We start from the raw sequence: 18664 nt of genomic DNA on the forward strand, positions 1-18664 counted from the left end.
GCTACGGTTTCAGAAAATCGGTGACCGCGTTGGCGAACGCCTGTGGCTGGTCGAGCATGACGAAGTGGAAGCTGTCGTCGATGCGCTTGAAGCGGATGTGCGGGGTGGTGGCATAGGCGTTTCGGAAGGTGGCCTCGACGTTGGCAGCGGGTATGCCGTAGAGAGGGTCGTAGGCATAGACGACTTCTACCGGCACCTGGATGCGACCGAGCTCAGGGCGCAGGTCGGTGGTCATCAGTTCATAGGTGGCATCGGCCGTGGTCTGCCGGTCCGAGCCTAATGCCGCCGCGAGCAGTGCAGGCCTGGCCGCTTCGCTTTTTGCCAGGCGGGCTATGGAGGCGCGCTGCATGGCCTCGGTTTGCGCCGGCGGTGACGCCAGCAGCGCATCACGGAACGCCGCCGCATGCGGTGCGGCAGTTTCGCGAGTGGCGGTGGGGTCCATCAGCAGGGTGTAGAAGGGCAGGGCATCGACGATCATCAGGCGTGCGACCTGGTCGGGATGACGCGCACCGAGCATCAGCGCCACCTCGCCACCCAGCGAGTGGCCAATGATCACCGGGGCCTTGAGGTGCTGGGTGCGGATGTAGTCAGCGATGGCCTCGGCCGTTGGGGCGGCCACGTTGCCTTGCGGGTTGGAGACGGCCGGTGCTCCAGCAAAGCCTGCAACCTGCACCAGGTGCAGGCGGTAGCTATGCTTTAGCCTGGCGGCCAAGTCTTGCCACACTTCGCGGGAAGACGCCAAGCCTGGGATCAGGATGACATCCGGGCCGGCGCCCTCAACGGTTACCGAGATGCGGTCTTTGCTCAACGTTGCCGACGCCTGCGATGCGGGCTGGGTGGCTGATGCCGGGGCTGAGATCAAGGTGAAAGCGGTACCGATTGCCGCGAGGAGGGTGCGTGTGCGCATGACATTTTCCTTTTGTCCTTCGTTCGCCGTCCAATACCGCCAAACGGGTTGAAGTGTCGAGGATAACATCCAGCCCTGCGTCTTCGGCGTCGGCTGGCAGAATGACGTGAGGGGTCTGTTCGGTAGCGTACAGACCCTACCGCCATTGCGCACATCCTTGAACAGTCAGCATCTCAGTTGCAGCAACTGTGGGGTTTACTCAGGGAGTGCGGACATGGCAGATAAATATGTTGGGAAGATCGTCGGGGTGGGTACGGACAACGTGGTCTACGTGATCAACATTTATCAGGACGAGACGATTGAACGCTCGCCAAACGGCATGATTCGGCATGAAGGGCTGAAGCATTTCGAGATGCAGTTTGGTGGGGCGGTGCGTAGGATTTCTGAATCCGAGTACGAAATTGCAAGCACGGGGGTGAGGGTTACTGTGCAGGAGGGTGACAGCTAGGGCGGCTCACATGCTGCCTACGCCTGGCCATAGTCGTTCTTCCTGCCGTCTGTGGGAGCGGGCTAGCCCCGCGAACACGGGCGTAGCCCGTGCCAGTCAACTCCATTTTCTGGCTCGGCCTCTTCGCGGGGCAAGCCCGCTCCCACAAAATGGACTGCCGATGGTGAGCCGTGTCGGGGTATAGGGTGAGGGCACCTAGCTGCCCTCACCCTATACCCCGACAAGCACATGGCAGCCCCACTTCCCCAACATTCCGTGAAGACCATAAAAAAGCCGAGGTCATTTTGGCCTCAGTCGCCCGTGCGGAACGGGCCCTAGGTAAGTAATCTTAATTGGTATTTCTGAAACACCACACTAGCCTGTGTTGAGCAACAGCTTACGAGCCATAGCTATCAGGCAACGGGCCTTACACCGCATTGACACCCTCCAAAGTCGCAAAGGAAATGTCTTTTGCTGTAAGCAGGAAGTCCCTCATGTAAGGCATTTCCAGCATATCGCTGCGAACCGCCGCGAATAGCGTGGCTTGCAGCCCTTTCTCGCCCAGGCGCTTGACAATGACATAGCCGCGCGAGGTGTATTCATGCACCGCCCAGTTCGGCAGGCAGCAAACCCCGCGGCCGCTGGCCACCAGCTGCATCATCATCACGGTCATCTCGGCGGTGCGTACCTGGGCGGGCTCGAGGTCGGCGGGGTCGAAGAAGCGGGTGAAAATGTCCAGGCGGTTGCGCTCGATCGGGTACGTGATCAGGGTTTGGCTGGCGATGTCGGCGGGTTCCAGGTAGGGCTTTTCGCGCAGGGGGTGGTGCTTGTCGATGGCCAGCATTGCCTCGTAGCCGAACAGCGGCACGTAGGTGATACCTGGCACGGTCACCGGGTCGGAGGTCACCACCAGGTCGAGGTCCCCCCGTTCCAGGGCCGGCAGTGGCGCGAACGACAACCCTGAGGCCAGGTCCAGTTCAACCTCTGGCCATGCCTCGCGGAAATCGTCCACCGAGGGCATCAACCATTGGTAGCAACTGTGGCACTCGATGGCGATGTGCAGCCGGTCGGCCGTACCGCCAGCCAGTTTGCTCAGCTTGCGCTCCGTGGTGCGAATCAGTGGCAGCACCTGGTCGGCCAATTGCAGCAGTTTGAGGCCGGCCGTGGTGAAGCGCACCGGCTTGGACTTGCGCACGAACACGGGCATGCCGAGGCGACTTTCCAGCTCCCGGAACTGGTGCGAGAGCGCCGATTGCGTCAGGTGCAGGAACTCGGCGGCCTCGGGCAGGCTGTCCGTTTCGCGCAGGGCATGAAGGGTGCGTAGGTGTCTCAAGTCGATCATGAGAAGAGCGCAACGCTCAAACCGCGCAATGCGCGGCGAGGTTGCAATATTGTCCTTTGAAATACAGCAAGGGTTGCGTCGCTGCGGCGTCCTGCACGTTCAGCGCTTTCACTTCGCCAATCACGATCACGTGGTCACCGGCTGCGTGTTCGGCGTGAATCTCGCAATCCAGCCAGTGCAGGCTGCCGGCAATGACCGGATTACCCAGCGGCGACGCCTGCCACTTGACCCCATGCCATTTGTCCGCGCCTCTGCGGGCGAACTGGTTGGAAATCCCCACCTGTTCACCTGAAAGGATATTGACCGCGAAGCGGCCCGCCTGGCGAATGCCGGGGTAGCTGGCCGAACTGGCCATCACGCTGAATGACACCAGCGGCGGGCTCATCGACACGCTATAGAACGACTGGCAGGTGAAGCCAATCGGCGCGCCATCGATGAGCGAGGTGATCACCGTGATACCGGACGCGTAGTGCCCGAGCGCTTCGCGAAAGCTCGATGGCGCGATGGCAGTACTGGGAAGTGACATGGTAGGTCCTGACGTGAGGGGGCCTTTAATGGGCCAGGAGTTCTCTGCGCACGATGTCTGCGCCTGCACTCAGCGCATTCAGCTTGCCCCTGGCGACCTGGCGGGGTAAGGGGGCCATGCCACAATTGGTGCACGGGTAGAGTTTGTCGGCATCTACAAATTGCAGTGCTTTGCGCAGGGTAGCGGCGACTTCCTCGGGGGTTTCAATGGTGTGGTTCGCCACGTCAATGGCGCCTACCATCACTTTCTTACCGCGAATGAGCGCCATCAGGTCCAGCGGGACGTGCGAGTTGTGGCATTCCAGCGAGATGATATCGATGCTGGATTTTTGCAGTTTGGGGAACGCTTCTTCATATTGGCGCCACTCGCTGCCCAGGGTCTTTTTCCAGTCGGTGTTGGCTTTGATGCCATAGCCATAACAAATATGCACGGCCGTTTCACACGTGAGGCCTTCAATGGCCCTTTCCAGCGTGGCCACACCCCAGTCATTGACTTCGTCGAAGAAGACATTGAAGGCGGGTTCATCGAACTGGATGATGTCCACACCGGCAGCCTCTAGCTCCCGGGCTTCCTGGTTGAGAATCCCTGCGAATTCCCACGCCAGTTTTTCGCGGCTTTTGTAATGGTTGTCGTACAGCGTATCAATCATGGTCATGGGGCCTGGCAGCGCCCATTTGATGGGCTGCCGGGTTTGCTGACGCAAAAACTTGGCATCTTCTACAAACACGGGCTTTTGCCGAGCGACAGCACCCACCACCGTCGGTACGCTTGCGTCGTAGCGATCGCGGATGCGCACGGTTTCACGTTTCTCGAAATCAACGCCGCTGAGGTGCTCGATGAAGGTCGTCACAAAGTGTTGGCGCGTTTGCTCGCCATCACTGACGATATCAATGCCGGCGTGTTGCTGCTCTTGCAATGACAGGCGCAGTGCATCCTGTTTGCCTTCGGTCAACGCCTCGTCCTGCAACTTCCAGGGGGACCAAAGTGTTTCGGGTTGTGCGAGCCAAGAGGGTTTGGGCAAACTGCCGGCAGTCGACGTGGGTAACAGCTTTTTCATGAAAGAAGACCTTGTATTTGCGTAAGTCAGGAAGCGTAGTGGGCGGACCACTGCTCAAGCATGGCGTGGTAAGGTTTGATGAAGTGCTCTTCGACAAATCGTCCCTGTTCAATAGCCAGCCGGCTACGTTCTTCCCGATCATAAACAATGCGTGTCAGCGAATAATCTTCGTGCTTCAAGCTGGGCTGGTAGGACTTTCCTGCCACCGAGTTGGCATTGTAGATTTCGGGGCGGTAGATTTTCTGGAAGGTATCCATGGTGCTGATGGTACTGATCAGCTCAAGGTTGCTGTAGTCACTGAGCAGATCGCCGGAAAAATAGAAAGCCAACGGCGCAGCGCTGTTTGCAGGCATGAAGTAACGCACTTTCAATCCCATCTTCCCGAAGTATTCATCGGTCAAGGAGTATTCATCTTGCTGGTATTCAAAGCCCAGCACCGGGTGCTGGTTTTCAGTGCGATGGTAAGTCTTGCTGCTCGACACGCTCAGGCAGATGACCGGGGGCTTGGCAAAGTGCTGTTTGTAGGTGGCGGAGTTCACGAAGCGCTTGAACAGCTTGCCATGCAGCTCGCCAAAATGCTCAGGTGTGCTGAACGCTGGCTGGTTTTTGTTGTGCCCCAGTAGCAGTACGCTGAAGTCGTAATCGCGCACGTAGGACGAAAAATTGTTCCCCACCATGCCGGCGATGCGCTCGCCGGTTTTTCGGTCGACGATGTGGGTTTTCAATATTTCAATCAAGGGCAGGGCGTGATCGCTGCGTTCAGCATCGATCGTCATCGCGACGGAAATTATCTCAAGCTCGACGCTGTAACGGTCGCCTTTTGGGTTGTCCCAATGCGCCAGGGCGTTGAAGCGGTTGTCGATCATCCCCAGGGTGTTGCGCAAGTTTTCCTGGCGGCTCGCGCCCCTCGCCAGGTTGGCGAAGTTGGTCGTGAGGCGTGTGTTTTCGGCGGGGTGATAATGTTCGTCGAAACGAATGGTCTTGATGGAAAAGTTGAAATCTGTGTTCGTCATGGTCGGCTGTCCCACTCGAATATTTATAGGCTCTCTAGTTGAGACGTATTCTAGGTTGGGGCCTGATCGAGGGGTACTGAATTGATTTCACAGGGGCTTTAGCCATCTTCATGATGGCGGTGGCGATGAAGTGAACACTGTGCGTAAAGCCGCTCCCACAGGTACACCACGGGCTCTGAAACCCGTGGTGTCACCGATGGAATGCCGTCAAGGCCTCACGGCTTAGCGCGTGAAAATGACTCAGCAACCAGCTTGGCTACATATTCGTGCATCCAGGAATTGCCGCCAGCGAATTCAAGTTCATCGTCCAATACTAACTAGATTCATCGTGACATCCTTGCACGGTAAAAAATCTGACCACTCACCATTCGTCCAATTCAGTCAGGCGCTGGAGGGCCATGCGGTATCTGCAATATTGCGAAACGGAACCCCGAATAGTCCCAGCGATATTCTGTTCGTATAACCCATTGCATTCCGCCTTGGCGTATTGCTCCCAGAGGGCCTGAGACTGTTGAAGCATTTCTGGAACCCGCTCTGAGTCATTGGCCGCTTTGTGCTTGAGATCATCCAACGTACCGTCCAGCTTCGTTTGATACTTCTGATTCACAGCATCGAGCGCGCTGTTTGCCTTCATTCCCAAGCATACGTCAAAGTCATTTGTAGTCTTGGCTGTTTTCGCACAGTGTTGATACTGAGTCTCCAGCGAGGCCTCAAACTGCCGAATCGCCTCTCGCAACGCCTCTTCCCGCCCACGATCAGCATGAGCCAGCCCTCCGCACAGCAGTGTACTTGCGACGGCTAGCTTGATAGCACGGTTCATCATTCTCGCTCCTTGAGTAATGGGGCATTTAGTGAGGTGTTTCAGAAATACCAATGTGGGGTCGCTATGTGCTTGTCGGGAGATAGGGTGATGGCGGCTAGGCGCCTATCTTCGGTTTGGAGGTAGGGCGGCGCTCGATCTGATAGGCGCTGAAAATGCCAAGCCAGGCACCTGGTGGCCCCATATACAATCTCCAGGCATCCACCCCTCCCTTAAAAAGCCGAGACCATTCTGGCCCCAGTCATCCGTGCAGGAAAGGCCTTGGGCACGTAATTTTCATTGGTATTCTGAAACACCACACTTGTCTACACGGGCCTCAATGCATCATGCCCAGTTCCGCGTCGTCCATCAGCGCCTTGGCCAATGCGCTCAGGTAGTGCGATGCCCAGATCAACTGTGGGTTGTCGTCCATCACCCCGGCGATGGTCAAGTCTCGCACAACACCCATCAATTCAGAGGCCTGCTCACGGGCATCCTGGCAAGGGATGCCGGGCTCGATGCAGAACAGCGCTTGGGTCTTTTTTTCACCTTGGTAGAACTTAGTCTTGCCAGCGGTGGTTTGGGGTTTTGTGGTGTCTGTGGTCATTGTTGATACTCCCTGAAGTTTTGCAGCCTGGTCTGGCCTCTTCGCGGGGCAAGCCCGCTCCCACAGGATCACCACAGACTCGAGCCTGATGTGTACTTGTGGGAGCGGGCTTGCCCCGCGAAGAGGCCAGACCAGGCAACACATCGCATAGGCCCTTAATGCCGAGTACGCGGCTCTGCTGGCATCTGCACCTGAATCAACGCCGACTCAAGCAGCACACGCAGCGCCTCCAGCTCATGCATGGTCGTCATCATAAGGATCGACACAGGGGACTTGGGCTGAAGCAGAATCGCCTGATGGGCCACGGTCTGTGCGCACAGCGCGTAGTCCGCAGCCTGGATGAGGGTGTCTTCGAGAGAGTGGTGGTTGTGGGGTGGATCGGGAACGATCTTGAGCATGACTACGTCCTTTTAGAGATGCGGTCACCTGCCTGCTGTCAAACAGAAGGGTGGCAGCTGTACGTGGGTTGACAGACCGGCGGACATAGCAAGTTCCGGCGCACGCAAGCGTGCCCGCACGTACAGCCGCCATAAGGACGAGCTGTGCCATGTACCGTCGCGGCCTGTCAAAGCCGATCGCTGTTTGCAGCGACAGGCCGAGACTAGAGCGGTGCCTGAGCGGCCGCAACGGAAAAAAGGCGGCAGGAGTATGTTTGGGAAAAGGCCTACAAGGAAGGGGTTAAATCTGATTATTCATCACTGAAAAGCAAACCCCCGATCAATACTTCCAGGTCACCAACGCCGTCACGTTGCGCGGCGCTCCATCGCCCGTGCTGTCGACCAGCGGCAGGTTGCCCCAGTTGAACCGGAGCGGGTGAGTACCCGCTCGTGGATTGATGCCGGTTTTTTACTACGGCCTGTCAGCAGGGCTGAACGGCCAATCGGTTAGTGACGCTACGCCCCAGCACCAGCACTGTGACAAAGCCGCAACCTACCAGCGCCGTGGCCAGGCTCAACAGCACCGAGCTGCCCAACTGGTCGACGATCTGCCCGCCGAAGAACGAGCCCAGCGCAATAATCACCTGGAACATCGCCACGAACAGGGGCATGCCGCGTTCGACATCCTTGGGCGCGACCACAAACATCCAGATACTGGCGCACGCCGGGAAGGCGCCGAAGGCGAAGCCCCACAGTGCGATCAACATTGCAGCGCCTGTCATGCCAGTGGCGAAGTGGGGGAACAGGGCGGTGCTGACGCCAATCATCACGGCCACCAGCATCAGGGTGTGGCGCACGCTGCGGTTGGCGGCGAAGCCGGCGAAGATGTTGCCGATTACCCCGGCCACGCCATACAGCAACAGCAGCGAGCCAATCGTCGGCCCATCGAAGCCGGCGTTCTGTTTGAAGAAGGGTGCCACATAGGTGTACGCGGCAAAGTGCGCCAGGCCAATCAGCAATACCGCAATCAACCCAACCCGCGCTTGTGGGTTGATGAACAGGGCCGGCAGGTCACTGATGCGGATGGCCTTGTCCGGGTTGAGCCGCGGCAGCAGCAGGACCTGCGCCAGCAGCACCGGTACACCCACCAGCGCGGTAACCAGGAAGGTCATGCGCCAGCCCATCAGGCCACTCAGCCAGGTGCCCACGGGCACGCCCAGCACGGTGGCCAGGGTTACCCCGACCATGATGATCGAGGTGGCCTGGGCAACGCCCACGCCTTTGGGTGCCAGGCGGCCGCTGAGGGCAATGGCCGTGGCCCAGAAGCCGCCGATGCTGACGCCCAGCAGGACGCGGCCGAACAGCAGCAGGCTGAAGTCACTGGCGTAGGCCACCACCGCGTTGGCGATGATCATGATCAGCGTCAGGCCGATCAGCAGGTAACGGCGGTCCATGGCGCCAATGCCCACCGACAGCAAAGGGGCGGCGAGGGCGGCCATGATGCCGGGCAGGGTCACCATCAGGCCGGCCTGGCCTGCGCTGATGCCGAGGTCGCTGGCAACGTCGTTGAGCACGCCCACCGGCAGAAACTCACTGGTGACCAGGGCGAAGGCACCCACGGCGACCGAAAGAATCGCCAGCCACTGCTGTTTGACGCTTTGTTGGTTATGTTCGGGAAGGCCGCTAGGGGCCTGGCTGTCGCTTGGCATGATGCTGGGTTCCAAGGGGGATGTCGCCTGCAGCAGGCGAGGAGAGGGCGAAAATTGAAGGCGATTATACGAGGGGGTTGGCGCCACCACACAGGCGCGCGGCTCGATAGTAATCATCAGTACGATCGATAAGACGCCCAGTGCAGAGCGCCTGCTACAGCGCGGCGGCTTTCAGTAGGTGGCTCGATAGGAATTGGTGTTCTGTACCGGATGTCTATCTGTCTCGCAACTCCACAGCTGTATGAAGGGCTGGTTGGTAGAGGGCGTTCCAACCCAATGGCTCATGGCGTGACACACCTGCTCAAGGCATAGCTGATAGTCGCCAGCTTCGGGGGTGCGTCCTAGTTTCAAAGGTTGCAGGGGCGGCAACGTGCGCTTGAAATGCCAACTGCCCAGCTCCAATCGAGCATCATCGGGTATCTCCATGCCTGCACCATTACCTCGAATCCTGGCGCCTTCCAACACCAGGCCTTCGCGGGTGAGGCGATAGTCTTCCTCCCAGCGTATCTTCTCGATGCTGTGATTCCATGCCAGGGTGAAATGGGACACCGGCAGTTGCGCCCAGACCCCGCCATCCAGCCCCAGGCACAAGCCGATCATGCGTTCGCCGTCCTTGCGTGCCTGGACCTCCAGACATGCTGCAGCAATACCAGAATCCCAAGCGCGAAACCGATCTCGTCGGTCAGCGGCAGCGCCACGATCAACAAGGCCCCCGCACCCAAACTCAACAAGCGCTCCCAGATGGCCATTTTCTGTTGCAGGTAACCGGTGGACGCTACTCCCCAGAGGCCGACTGCCAGAAGGGTCTTGATCAACATGTAGGCCGTCATCCACAGATTATCGCCCTGCAGCATCAGCGCCGGGTTATAGACCGCCATGAAGGGGATGACGAAACCTGCCAGGGCAATGCGTACCGCCCACAGGCTGATCTTGAATCCGCTTTCTTTGGCGATGGGGGCTGCGGCGAAACAGGCGAGGGCGACCGGTGGGGTCAGATCGGCGAGGATCCCGAAATAGAACACGAACATGTGCGACACAATTAGCGGCACGCCCAGTTCCAGCAGCGCAGGGGCTGCGATCGAGCTGGTGATGATGTAGTTGGGGATGGTTGGGATACCCATGCCTAGCACCAAGCAGGTGATCATCGTCAATATCAGTGACAGCAGCAGGTTCTCCCGGCCGATCGCCAATATGTAACCGGCAAAGGTTGAAGCAACGCCTGTGAGCGAGACGATGCCGATGATCACCCCCACCAGCGCGCAGGCGATCCCTACCGGAACCGCATGCCGTGCACCTTCGACCAACGCGTGCAGGCAAATGGTCAGGGTTTCCCGGCCGCCCTTGATAAACCAGCAAAACACCATCAGCACGGCAACGACCGCAAAAATCACACCGATACCGAGTTGAAAAAAGCCTGTGCAGAGAATACCCAGCGCAATCCAGAATGCACAGCGCAAGCCGAAGCTCTGCACCCTGAGAATGATCGCCGAGCCGAGAATGACAATGGCGGTCAAGGCTAACCCGACCATGCCGGAGAACAGCGGGGTACGCCCGGAAAACAGCAGGTAAACCAGCACTACTAGAGGAATCAGCAGGTACCAGCTTTCCTTTACCGCGCCGAAAGCGCTGGGGCATTGGTCTTTAGGCAAGCCTTTGAGGTTGGAACGCTTGGCCTCCAGATGGACCATCCAGAACACCGAGCCGAAATACAGCATGGCGGGTATCAACGCCGCTTTGGCAATTTCCACGAACGGCACATTGATGGTTTCGGCCATGATGAAGGCAACCGCGCCCATTACTGGCGGCATTATCTGGCTGCCCATGCTGGAGGTAGCTTCCACGCCGCCGGCAAATGCGGCCCGATAACCAAAGCGCTTCATCAGCGGGATGGTGAATTGCCCCGTGGTCACCACGTTGGCAATGCCTGAGCCAGTAATGGTCCCCATCAACGCGGATGAAGCGACGGCGACCTTGGCCGGTCCTCCCAGCTTGTGACCGAACAAGCCCATGGCGAAGTCGGTAAACAGCTTGATCATGCCTGCTTGCTCCAGGAAGGCGCCGAACAGGATGAACAAGAAGATATAGGTAGCCGAAACGTAGGTGGGTGTCCCATAGAGCCCTTCAGTGCCGAAGGACAGTTGATTGATGACCTGGTCGAAACCATAGCCTCGGTGGGCCAGTTCGCCGGGCAAGTATTCACCGAACAAGCCGTAGGCCAGGAACAATCCACAGATGATTGGCAGTGCAATGCCCATCACCCGTCGAGCGGCTTCGAAGATTAGCGCGATCAGCAGCACGCCGATCACCATGTCAGCTGGCGTCAGGTCGCCGGAGCGCTGGATCAAGTCTGCCTCGAACACCCATTGATACAGCGCGGTGACGATGCCAGCCAGGCTGAGCAGCCAGGCCAGCGGTTGCCAGGGGCGGGCCTGGCCATGGGCTGGATAGCTGAGGAATACCACCCAGAGCAGGAAACCGACGTGTACTGCACGCAGCACCTGGCTTGAGATGGGGGAGAAGGCTGCGGTGACGATCTGGAAAATCGAAAACAGCAACGCTACATAAAACAAGGTTCTTGGCCAGTCCCGCGGGTTCGCGGAAATACCCTGATGCTCGTCACTCATTGATTGCCTGCCTCATGGCCACACTGGAAAGAATCGATGGCGCAGTGGCAATACAACCCACTGCGCCTCGTGCAGCTACAGCGCGCCCTTTTCCTTGTAGTAGCGTTCGGCGCCTGGGTGCAGTGCAATTGGCAGATTCTTGGCTGCGCTTTCCAGTTTGATGTCCTTGGCTGCCGAATGTGAGTTACCCAGCCGTGGCAAGTTTTCGAACAAGAGCTTGGTCATCTCGTAGACGACTTCATCGGACATGTCTGCGCGGGTCACCAGTATGTTGGTGATGGCAACCGTCGGCACCGCCTCGGTTTGCCCGTCATACGTGTTGGCCGGAATCATTTCGCTCTGATAGGCCGGGTTGCCAATCTTCGTGACCACCTCAGGCGGGATGGCGACGTAGTTGAGGGGCATGACAGAGGCCAGGTCGCGAATCGCGGCCATGCCCAACCCGGACGATTGCAGGGTCGCATCCAATTGCCGGTTCTTGATCAGTTCGACGGATTCAGCAAACGGCAGGTATTGCACTTTACCCATGTCCTGATAAGTAAGCCCCGCAGCCTTGAAGATCGCACGGGCGTTCAGCTCAGTACCGGACTTGGGTGCCCCGACCGAGATCGTCTTGCCTTTGAGATCGGCCAGCGTCTTGATCCCTGATTCCTTGCTGGCAACAATTTGAATGTAGTTGGGGTAGGCCCCGCCAAGGGCACGCAACTTGGTCAGCGGTGTCTTGAAGCCTGCGTCCTCCACGCCGTTTTTGGCATCGGCAACCGAATCGCCCAGCGCGAGCGCTAGCTCGCCTCGACCAGCCTGCAGCAGGTTCAGGTTCTCCACCGAGGCCTTGGTGGCTTGGACCGAGGTCTTGGAGCCGGCAATGCCATCGCTGTAGATCTGCGACAAGCCGACACCGATCGGGTAGTAAACCCCGCTGGTCCCACCGGTGAGAATGTTGATGAACACTGGCGCGGCTTGAGCTGCGGTGCTGACTGCCAAGGTAGCGGCGACCAGCAGGGCGAAGCGTGTCTTTACTCGCATGGGGAACTTCTCCGTCTTGTTATGTCTTTTATCCAGAGTGATTGCACTGTAGTTGATCGCAGCGCCGAAGGGGCCAGGCAGTCAGCATCAGCTCATACCCAGCCAGGCCGGCAGGACCAGCGAAATCCAAGGTACATAGGTCACCAGCACCAGGAACAGCAGCAGAATCATCAACCAGGGCATCGCCGCTTTGATGGTCGCGGGTAATGACATCCCGGTCACTGCCGAGGTGACGAACAGGTTCAGGCCCACCGGCGGTGTGATCAAGCCGATTTCAAGGTTGACGACCATGATGATGCCGAGGTGAATCGGGTCGATGCCCAGTTTCATGGCAATGGGGAAAAGTATCGGCGCCAAGATCAGGATAATCGCCGACGGCTCCATGAAGGCACCGGCAATCAGCAGCACGATGTTGACCACCAGCAGAAAGGTCACGGGCGTCAGGCCCGCGTCGATCACCCAGGCTGTTATCTGTTGTGGAAGCTGTTCGGTGGTCAGTACATGGGCGAAAAGCATGGCGTTGGCGATGATGAACATCAGCATGATGCTCAGCTTGGCGGATTCCAGCAGGACTTTGGGCGTTTCACGAAACGTCAAATCCTTGTAGACGAACAAGGCAATGAAGGCCGAGTAAACCGCCGCTACAGCCGCCGCCTCGGTTGGGGTGAACATCCCGGAATAGATGCCGCCCAGGATGATGACCATCAGCAACAAGCCCCAGATCGCCTGGCGCGCCGTACCCAACCACTCGCGCAGTGTCGCGCGCGGCAGGGCGGGCAGGTTTTTCTTAACGGCGACGATATAGATCGCCACCATCAGCGCTGTTCCCAAAAGCAGGCCAGGCACCACACCGGCCATGAACAGCTTGCCGACGGAGGTCTCCGTGGCCGCGGCGTAGACCACCATCACGATCGAAGGCGGAATGAGGATGCCCAACGTACCGGCGTTGCAGATAATGCCTGCACCAAAGGCCTGCGGATAACCGGAGCGGACCATACCGGCAATGGCGATTGACCCCACGGCAGCCACGGTCGCCGGGCTGGATCCGGAAAGGGCAGCGAATAACATGCAGGCCAGTACTGCGGCGATGGCCAGGCCGCCGCGAATGTGCCCGACACAAGCATTGGCGAAGTCGATCAAGCGGCGGGCAACACCACCGGTGGTCATGAAGGCACCGGCCAGCAGGAAGAACGGAATGGCCAGCAGCGTGTAATGTTCCGAGGTTTCGAACAGCTTGATCGCCAGCGAACGCACCGAGTCGGGGCTGAAGAAAATGATTGTCATGGAGCCGGCCAGGCCGAGGGAGATCGCGATGGGCACGCCGATGAACATCAGGACGAACAGGGCTACGAACAAGAACGCAATGGTCATGGCTTGTCATCCTCGTGCTCGGCGAGCTTCAGCGCGTCAGCGGCTTCGTCGGCCAGGCCCAGGCCGGTCTGGTGGTTGCGCAAGATGCGCACAAGAATCTCGGCAAAACGGATGAAAACCAGGGCAAACCCCAAGGGTACGATCAGCCCGATATGCCATTGCATGATGCCAAAGTGGCCCAGATCCTCAGCGCCGATACTTGCGATCATCAGTGTCTGAATCCATTCGAAGCTGGCGACACTGAGCAATCCTGCATAGGCCAGACAGCACAAGCAGGCCACGACGCCGATGAATTTCTGCACCGGCCGGCGGGTGAGCTTGACCAGTGCATCCACCCCGATATGCCCGCCCGTGCGCACACCATAGGCCAGCCCGAAAAAAATCAGCCAGCCAAACAGCGCCTTGGTCAGCGCGGTACTCCAGGTCATCGCTTGAGCCATGCCCATGATTTCGTCGCCAATGGCAAACAACGGGGTGCTTGCGCTCGGCCAGCGATCGGCAAGCCAATAGAAAAGGCTGTAGAAATTGTTGAGGATCACGTAAATGAACGTGACCAATGTCATGGCGGCCAGAAGGAAGACGATAAAGCCTTCCTCGAAGTGTTCCCATATTCGCCGAAGCGCTTTCATCGATGGTATCTCACGTCGAGGGCGACTGGCAGACGCCGCCCCGGCAGCATCTGCCTTGCGATCATTGAGCCTTGTTGGCGGCTTCGGCTGCCTGGATCAGTTCAGGTCCGATATCGCCTTCAAACTTTTTCCAGACCGGTTTCATCGCGTCTCGCCATTGTTCGCGTTGCGCCGGGGTCAGCACGATGATTTCAGTGGTCTTCGCCGCGAGGATGCGTTGCTTGTCACTCTCATTGAGTTGCTCAGCTTCCTTGTTCACATGGGCGGTGACTTCAACAACGATCTTGTCCAGCTCGCTGCGAACGTCCGCCGGTAATCCGTTCCAGAACGGGGTGTTGGTGATTAGCATGTAGTCCAGTACACCGTGGTTGGATTCAGTGATGTACTTCTGCACTTCATGCATTTTCTGGCTGTAGATATTCGAGTAGGGGTTCTCCGCACCATTCACCACACCGGTCTGCAACCCTTGATAAACCTCGGCAAAACTCATCTTGCGCGGGTTGGCGCGGACAGCCTTGAACTGCTCTTCGAGTACGGCAGAGGCCTGCACCCGGAACTTCAGGCCACGGGCATCGGCGGGCACATGCAGTGGCTTGTTGGCTGACAATTGCTTCATCCCGTTGTGCCAGTAGGCCAGGCCGGTAATGTTCTTGCTTTCCATCGACTTCAGCATCCCCTGGCCCTGTGGGCTCAACTGAAAGCGGTCGACCGCAGCGATGTCATTGAACAGGAAGGGCAGGTCGAAGAGTTGCAGGGACTTGGTGTACTGTTCGAACTTGGCCAGGGAAGGCGCAATCATCTGCACATCGCCTAGCAATAGCGCTTCCATCTCCTTGCCGTCGCCAAACAACGAGGAGTTCGGATAGACCTCGACCTTGACCTTGCCGGGCAAGCGTTCCTCTACCAGTTTCTTGAACATCAGGGCGCCTTGCCCCTTGGGCGTCTGGTCCGCGACCACATGCGAGAACTTGATGATGACCGGATCTGCCGCATGGGCAAGGCTCAGGGTGCCTAGCGCCAACGCGCAGGTGAAGACGATGGATAGAGATTTGAACATCAGGAGCATCCTCTCGTTTTTATTTTTCCCAGGGTTCTACGCCGTGCGCGCTTTGGCGTATCAGAACAACAGTCAGTCTAGGCAGAAAACCGTAAGTTGCAGGGTAATGACCAGCGCCTGAGGCGTATCCGGGGTTCGCAACGCCTAGGATGATTCTGTAGACTTCGCCTGGGTGCTAGCCGCATAGGGCGGTGAGGCAGGTTAAAAGTAACGCCGGTCGGGCCGCCGCGCGCGAGTGACCTTGCCTATGCAAACAGTAGAATTGCCCCGTGCTCAACAACTGGCCCAGCGAGCGTTTGCCAACCTGGAGCGCTTCCTCCATATCGAAGCGGTCAGTGGCGTCGTGCTGTTGATTAGTGCCATAGCCGCGTTGGTCTGGGCCAACTCCCCGGCCGCTGCCAGCTACGAAGCCTTGTGGCATACCGCGGTGTCATTCGGCATTGGCTCGCACGTTGTCTCGCAGTCCCTGCATTTTTGGATCAACGATGGCTTGATGACCATTTTCTTCCTGGTTGTAGGTATGGAAATCCGCCGCGAAATCCATGAAGGGGCGTTGTCCAGCCTGCGCCAGGCGACCTTGCCGATGGCTGCAGCATTGGGTGGCGTTGCAGTCCCTGCGCTGCTCTATCTGGGGTTCAACCATCAAGCACCGCAACAAAACGGCTGGGCAGTGCCCACCGCCACCGACATTGCGTTCGCGGTGGGCGTGTTGGCTCTACTGGGCAAGTCGATCCCATCGAATATCCGCGTGTTCTTGCTGGCCCTTGCCATCATCGACGACATCATTGCTGTCCTGATCATTGCCTTCTTCTACTCGGGCGGATTGGATTATTCAGGATTCGCAGTGGCTGGAGTGGGGCTGGCAATGGTCATTGGCCTGCAAAAAATAGGGGTCGGGTCTGCCTATGCCTATATTCTTCCAGGCGCCGTGACCTGGGGCGGGATATTGATGACCGGTGCCCACCCCACGCTGGCCGGGGTGATTCTCGGGATGATGACCCCCGTCGTCGCTATGCCAATGCGCGAGCGCCCACTGGATGCGATCGGACGATTCACTGGCGAGCTGATTGGCAGCGCAAAGGCACCGGAGCAGGGCGTCAACGAGTTGATTGATCCCCTCAAACGACTGCGCTTGGCTCAGCGCGAGCTTTTGCCGCCGGTAGTTCGGATACAAAGTGCGCTACACCCTTGGGTGGCATACGCGATCATGCCGCTGTTTGCGCTGGCCAATGCGGGGGTCAATCTGCAGGGCATTGACTTGTCCAGCGATGCGCCACATTGGGTGATGCTGGGTATCGGTATTGCATTGGTGGCGGGTAAACCACTCGGGGTGTTGAGCGTGAGCTGGCTGATGGTCCGTCTGGGGTGGTGCACATTGCCAGCGGGTGTCACTTGGACCGGCGTCACCCTTATCGGCTTGCTGGCGGGCATCGGCTTCACCATGTCGATCTTCATCGCCACATTGGCGTTCGCCGATGCCAGTCTGCTCGGCGCAGCAAAGGTAGGCGTGCTTTGCGGATCGGTAATTTCTGCCGTTCTGGGTGTCGCCTGGGGAATCCTGAGCGTACGCCGAAATCATTCAGCTTGCGCAAAGACGCACTAACGTTGTACCCGGCTACAGATCTGCTGTGACGCCGGAACTGCAGTGCAGGAGGAGATGACAGATCGCTGTCATCTCCTCCTGCATGTTCGCCAGCCGTGCTTCATCACCTGGGCTGATTTGCTGAAAAGCACAGTGCAGCGTGCGACTGGACTCAGTCCGTAGACGGCTCCGCTGTGGCATCGGCGGCAGGTGCCGGGGCACTCGCCTTTGGCTTCACACGATCGCGTCGGCCCTGGCTGCGTTGCCGCGAAGCTTGTTGCTTCGCGTGCAATGCCTGTGCGGCGGTCACAGTGCCAGCTACTTGCCCGTTCAGGTCCAGGCGCGGCGCATTCTCCACCATGCTTGCCCAGTACCGAGCCCCCCGACACCAGGTAGAGATGCCCAGCTTAAGCTGCTCGCGGGTCAGACCCAGCAGCTCCAGGTGTTGCTCGGCATCCTTGAAGATACCCTCCTTGAGCGGCACCTTGGGGGCCGGGTTGACAGGGAAGGCCAACGGAAAATGCTTCTGCAATGGCCAGATCGCTTCCACTGCCGGATCCTGGGCACGAGGCTTCGCCTGCGGGGAAGGCTTGCGCTTGGGGTGTTTCGCGCTATCGGCCTTGGCCTGTTGTTTTTCCGACCTGAGGCGGTCACGTAGCTCAGCTAGTTGTTCAAAACCCATCGTTCAATTCACTGCTTCGAAGTTGATTGCGTGGTGCAAGGATATTCCATAAAGCGCTTGGGAGCAGCCCAAACAGGATGAATCGCTGTTGTTTCCGTGAATGCGCCATGACCGGCTCGGCAGATTTTGCCTTTCAGGGGCCGTGCACCAGCCGCCTGCTTGACTTCATGGGCCGGGCCGACAAACCGCCCAAAGCATTTTTCGGCACGCTCAACCCCGTGGTCTTCCTCACCTGGCTGACACGAGGTTTCCGCCAGCCTGCGCCCGACCTTCGGCCGTAGACGCCTTGGGGTGGATAGCGACGGCCGTGTCCCGCCCGTCGCTGTGCGTTGTCAGCCCTGCGCCTGACGCATTGCGAATGGTCGCTACTTCCCTTTTTCTGCAGCCAGATCAGCGTCGCATCCACTGTTCCAGTCAAGCGTGCAATAGCCACACCTGCCGTCCATGACATGGAAGCAGCTTACACGCCTGCGCTGTGCATGCGGGGGGCTGGGCTTGCCGGCGGTGGGCTGTGAAGTGCCCCAGCACCCAGGGTCTGCTCTGGGTCGATAGCCGTTATCCATGAGCGGGCGCTTTCGACCTATGGCTGCGCTTCGCGGATCCGTGCCTTTCTGTTTGCCGATCAGCGAGGTTCTGTACGAAAAGTATGGTCATTCATCATTGTGGGAGCGGCGGTGCGGCGATCCGACTTGCCCCGCGATCTGCCGCAACGCGGCAGCAAAGCCTGAATTCGCGGCGTCTTTGACACTATTTAATATCGGGTACAGGAGCGCTTCGCACTCCATCGCGGGACAAGCCCGCTCCCACAAATTTTTCGTACAGAGCCTAGTGTGGTGTTTCAGAAATACCACTGAAAATCATTTGCCCAGCGCTCGCGCCGCGCGAGCGACTGAGGCAAGGATGTCCTCGGCCTTCTTGTGCCACCGAAA

General features: G+C 58.6%; 18 protein-coding genes. 2 read left to right on the plus strand and 16 right to left on the minus strand.

Features of this window, described 5'->3' with window-relative positions; genetic code table 11:
• Position 1: 1 nt before the first annotated feature.
• A complete protein-coding gene (locus HU766_RS22805) occupies positions 2 to 907 on the minus strand; it encodes an alpha/beta hydrolase (RefSeq protein ID WP_186660837.1) in 906 nt (301 codons plus the stop codon).
• A 214-nt stretch (positions 908 to 1121) separates the two neighbouring features.
• Here HU766_RS22805 and HU766_RS22810 point away from each other — a divergent pair, with 214 nt between their 5' ends.
• Positions 1122 to 1355, plus strand: a complete 234-nt coding sequence (locus HU766_RS22810; protein ID WP_033698671.1) for a hypothetical protein — start codon at positions 1122 to 1124, stop codon at positions 1353 to 1355.
• Between the two features lie 406 nt (positions 1356 to 1761).
• Here the strand turns inward: HU766_RS22810 and HU766_RS22815 are convergent, their stop codons facing one another.
• From HU766_RS22815 to HU766_RS22880, 14 genes are all read right to left on the minus strand, one after another.
• Positions 1762 to 2676, minus strand: coding sequence for a LysR family transcriptional regulator (locus tag HU766_RS22815; RefSeq protein WP_186660839.1), 915 nt, complete (start codon positions 2674 to 2676; stop codon positions 1762 to 1764).
• A 16-nt stretch (positions 2677 to 2692) separates the two neighbouring features.
• Positions 2693 to 3202, minus strand: a complete 510-nt coding sequence (locus HU766_RS22820) for a flavin reductase family protein (protein WP_186660840.1) — start codon at positions 3200 to 3202, stop codon at positions 2693 to 2695.
• A 25-nt stretch (positions 3203 to 3227) separates the two neighbouring features.
• Positions 3228 to 4259, minus strand: a complete 1032-nt coding sequence (locus HU766_RS22825) for a methionine synthase (RefSeq protein WP_186660842.1) — start codon at positions 4257 to 4259, stop codon at positions 3228 to 3230.
• Between the two features lie 26 nt (positions 4260 to 4285).
• The gene (locus tag HU766_RS22830) at positions 4286 to 5272 is read right to left on the minus strand and encodes a DUF1852 domain-containing protein (RefSeq protein ID WP_186660844.1); all 987 of its coding nucleotides are present in this window, start codon (positions 5270 to 5272) and stop codon (positions 4286 to 4288) included.
• 361 nt (positions 5273 to 5633) lie between these two features.
• Positions 5634 to 6092 (minus strand): lysozyme inhibitor LprI family protein, encoded by a 459-nt coding sequence (locus HU766_RS22835; RefSeq protein ID WP_186660847.1) that lies wholly within the window; start codon positions 6090 to 6092, stop codon positions 5634 to 5636.
• Between the two features lie 316 nt (positions 6093 to 6408).
• Complete coding sequence (locus tag HU766_RS22840) at positions 6409 to 6678, minus strand: DUF3077 domain-containing protein (protein ID WP_186660849.1); 270 nt, start codon at positions 6676 to 6678, stop codon at positions 6409 to 6411.
• Between the two features lie 155 nt (positions 6679 to 6833).
• Positions 6834 to 7076: a hypothetical protein gene (locus HU766_RS22845; protein WP_156311152.1), complete on the minus strand. Its 243-nt coding sequence runs from the start codon at positions 7074 to 7076 to the stop codon at positions 6834 to 6836.
• 461 nt (positions 7077 to 7537) lie between these two features.
• Positions 7538 to 8764: an MFS transporter gene (locus HU766_RS22850; RefSeq protein ID WP_033700140.1), complete on the minus strand. Its 1227-nt coding sequence runs from the start codon at positions 8762 to 8764 to the stop codon at positions 7538 to 7540.
• 171 nt (positions 8765 to 8935) lie between these two features.
• Positions 8936 to 9364: a DUF1850 domain-containing protein gene (locus tag HU766_RS22855; RefSeq protein ID WP_186660852.1), complete on the minus strand. Its 429-nt coding sequence runs from the start codon at positions 9362 to 9364 to the stop codon at positions 8936 to 8938.
• Positions 9361 to 11388, minus strand: coding sequence for a TRAP transporter permease (locus HU766_RS22860; protein WP_186660854.1), 2028 nt, complete (start codon positions 11386 to 11388; stop codon positions 9361 to 9363). The genes HU766_RS22855 and HU766_RS22860 overlap by 4 nt, the downstream gene beginning before the upstream one ends.
• A 75-nt stretch (positions 11389 to 11463) precedes the next feature.
• Complete coding sequence (locus HU766_RS22865; RefSeq protein WP_186660856.1) at positions 11464 to 12414, minus strand: TAXI family TRAP transporter solute-binding subunit; 951 nt, start codon at positions 12412 to 12414, stop codon at positions 11464 to 11466.
• 87 nt (positions 12415 to 12501) lie between these two features.
• Positions 12502 to 13785 (minus strand): C4-dicarboxylate TRAP transporter large permease protein DctM, encoded by a 1284-nt coding sequence (gene dctM, locus HU766_RS22870; protein ID WP_186660859.1) that lies wholly within the window; start codon positions 13783 to 13785, stop codon positions 12502 to 12504.
• Complete coding sequence (locus tag HU766_RS22875; RefSeq protein ID WP_186660861.1) at positions 13782 to 14414, minus strand: TRAP transporter small permease; 633 nt, start codon at positions 14412 to 14414, stop codon at positions 13782 to 13784. The genes dctM and HU766_RS22875 overlap by 4 nt, the downstream gene beginning before the upstream one ends.
• A 61-nt stretch (positions 14415 to 14475) precedes the next feature.
• Positions 14476 to 15471 carry a TRAP transporter substrate-binding protein gene (locus HU766_RS22880; protein WP_186660863.1) on the minus strand — a complete coding sequence of 332 codons (996 nt, stop codon included), beginning with the start codon at positions 15469 to 15471 and terminating at the stop codon, positions 14476 to 14478.
• Positions 15472 to 15718: 247 nt separating this feature from the next.
• On the opposite strand from HU766_RS22880, the gene nhaA reads away from it, so the two are divergent.
• On the plus strand, positions 15719 to 17074 hold the full coding sequence (nhaA, locus tag HU766_RS22885) for a Na+/H+ antiporter NhaA (RefSeq protein ID WP_186660865.1): 1356 nt from the start codon (positions 15719 to 15721) through the stop codon (positions 17072 to 17074).
• A gap of 151 nt (positions 17075 to 17225) precedes the next feature.
• Here nhaA and HU766_RS22890 read toward each other — a convergent pair whose 3' ends face one another.
• On the minus strand, positions 17226 to 17735 hold the full coding sequence (locus HU766_RS22890; protein ID WP_186660867.1) for a ProQ/FinO family protein: 510 nt from the start codon (positions 17733 to 17735) through the stop codon (positions 17226 to 17228).
• Positions 17736 to 18664: the final 929 nt, after the last annotated feature.

Origin of the sequence: Pseudomonas sp. SWRI77 (assembly GCF_014269105.1) — a bacterium.
GTDB lineage: Bacteria > Pseudomonadota > Gammaproteobacteria > Pseudomonadales > Pseudomonadaceae > Aquipseudomonas > Aquipseudomonas capeferrum.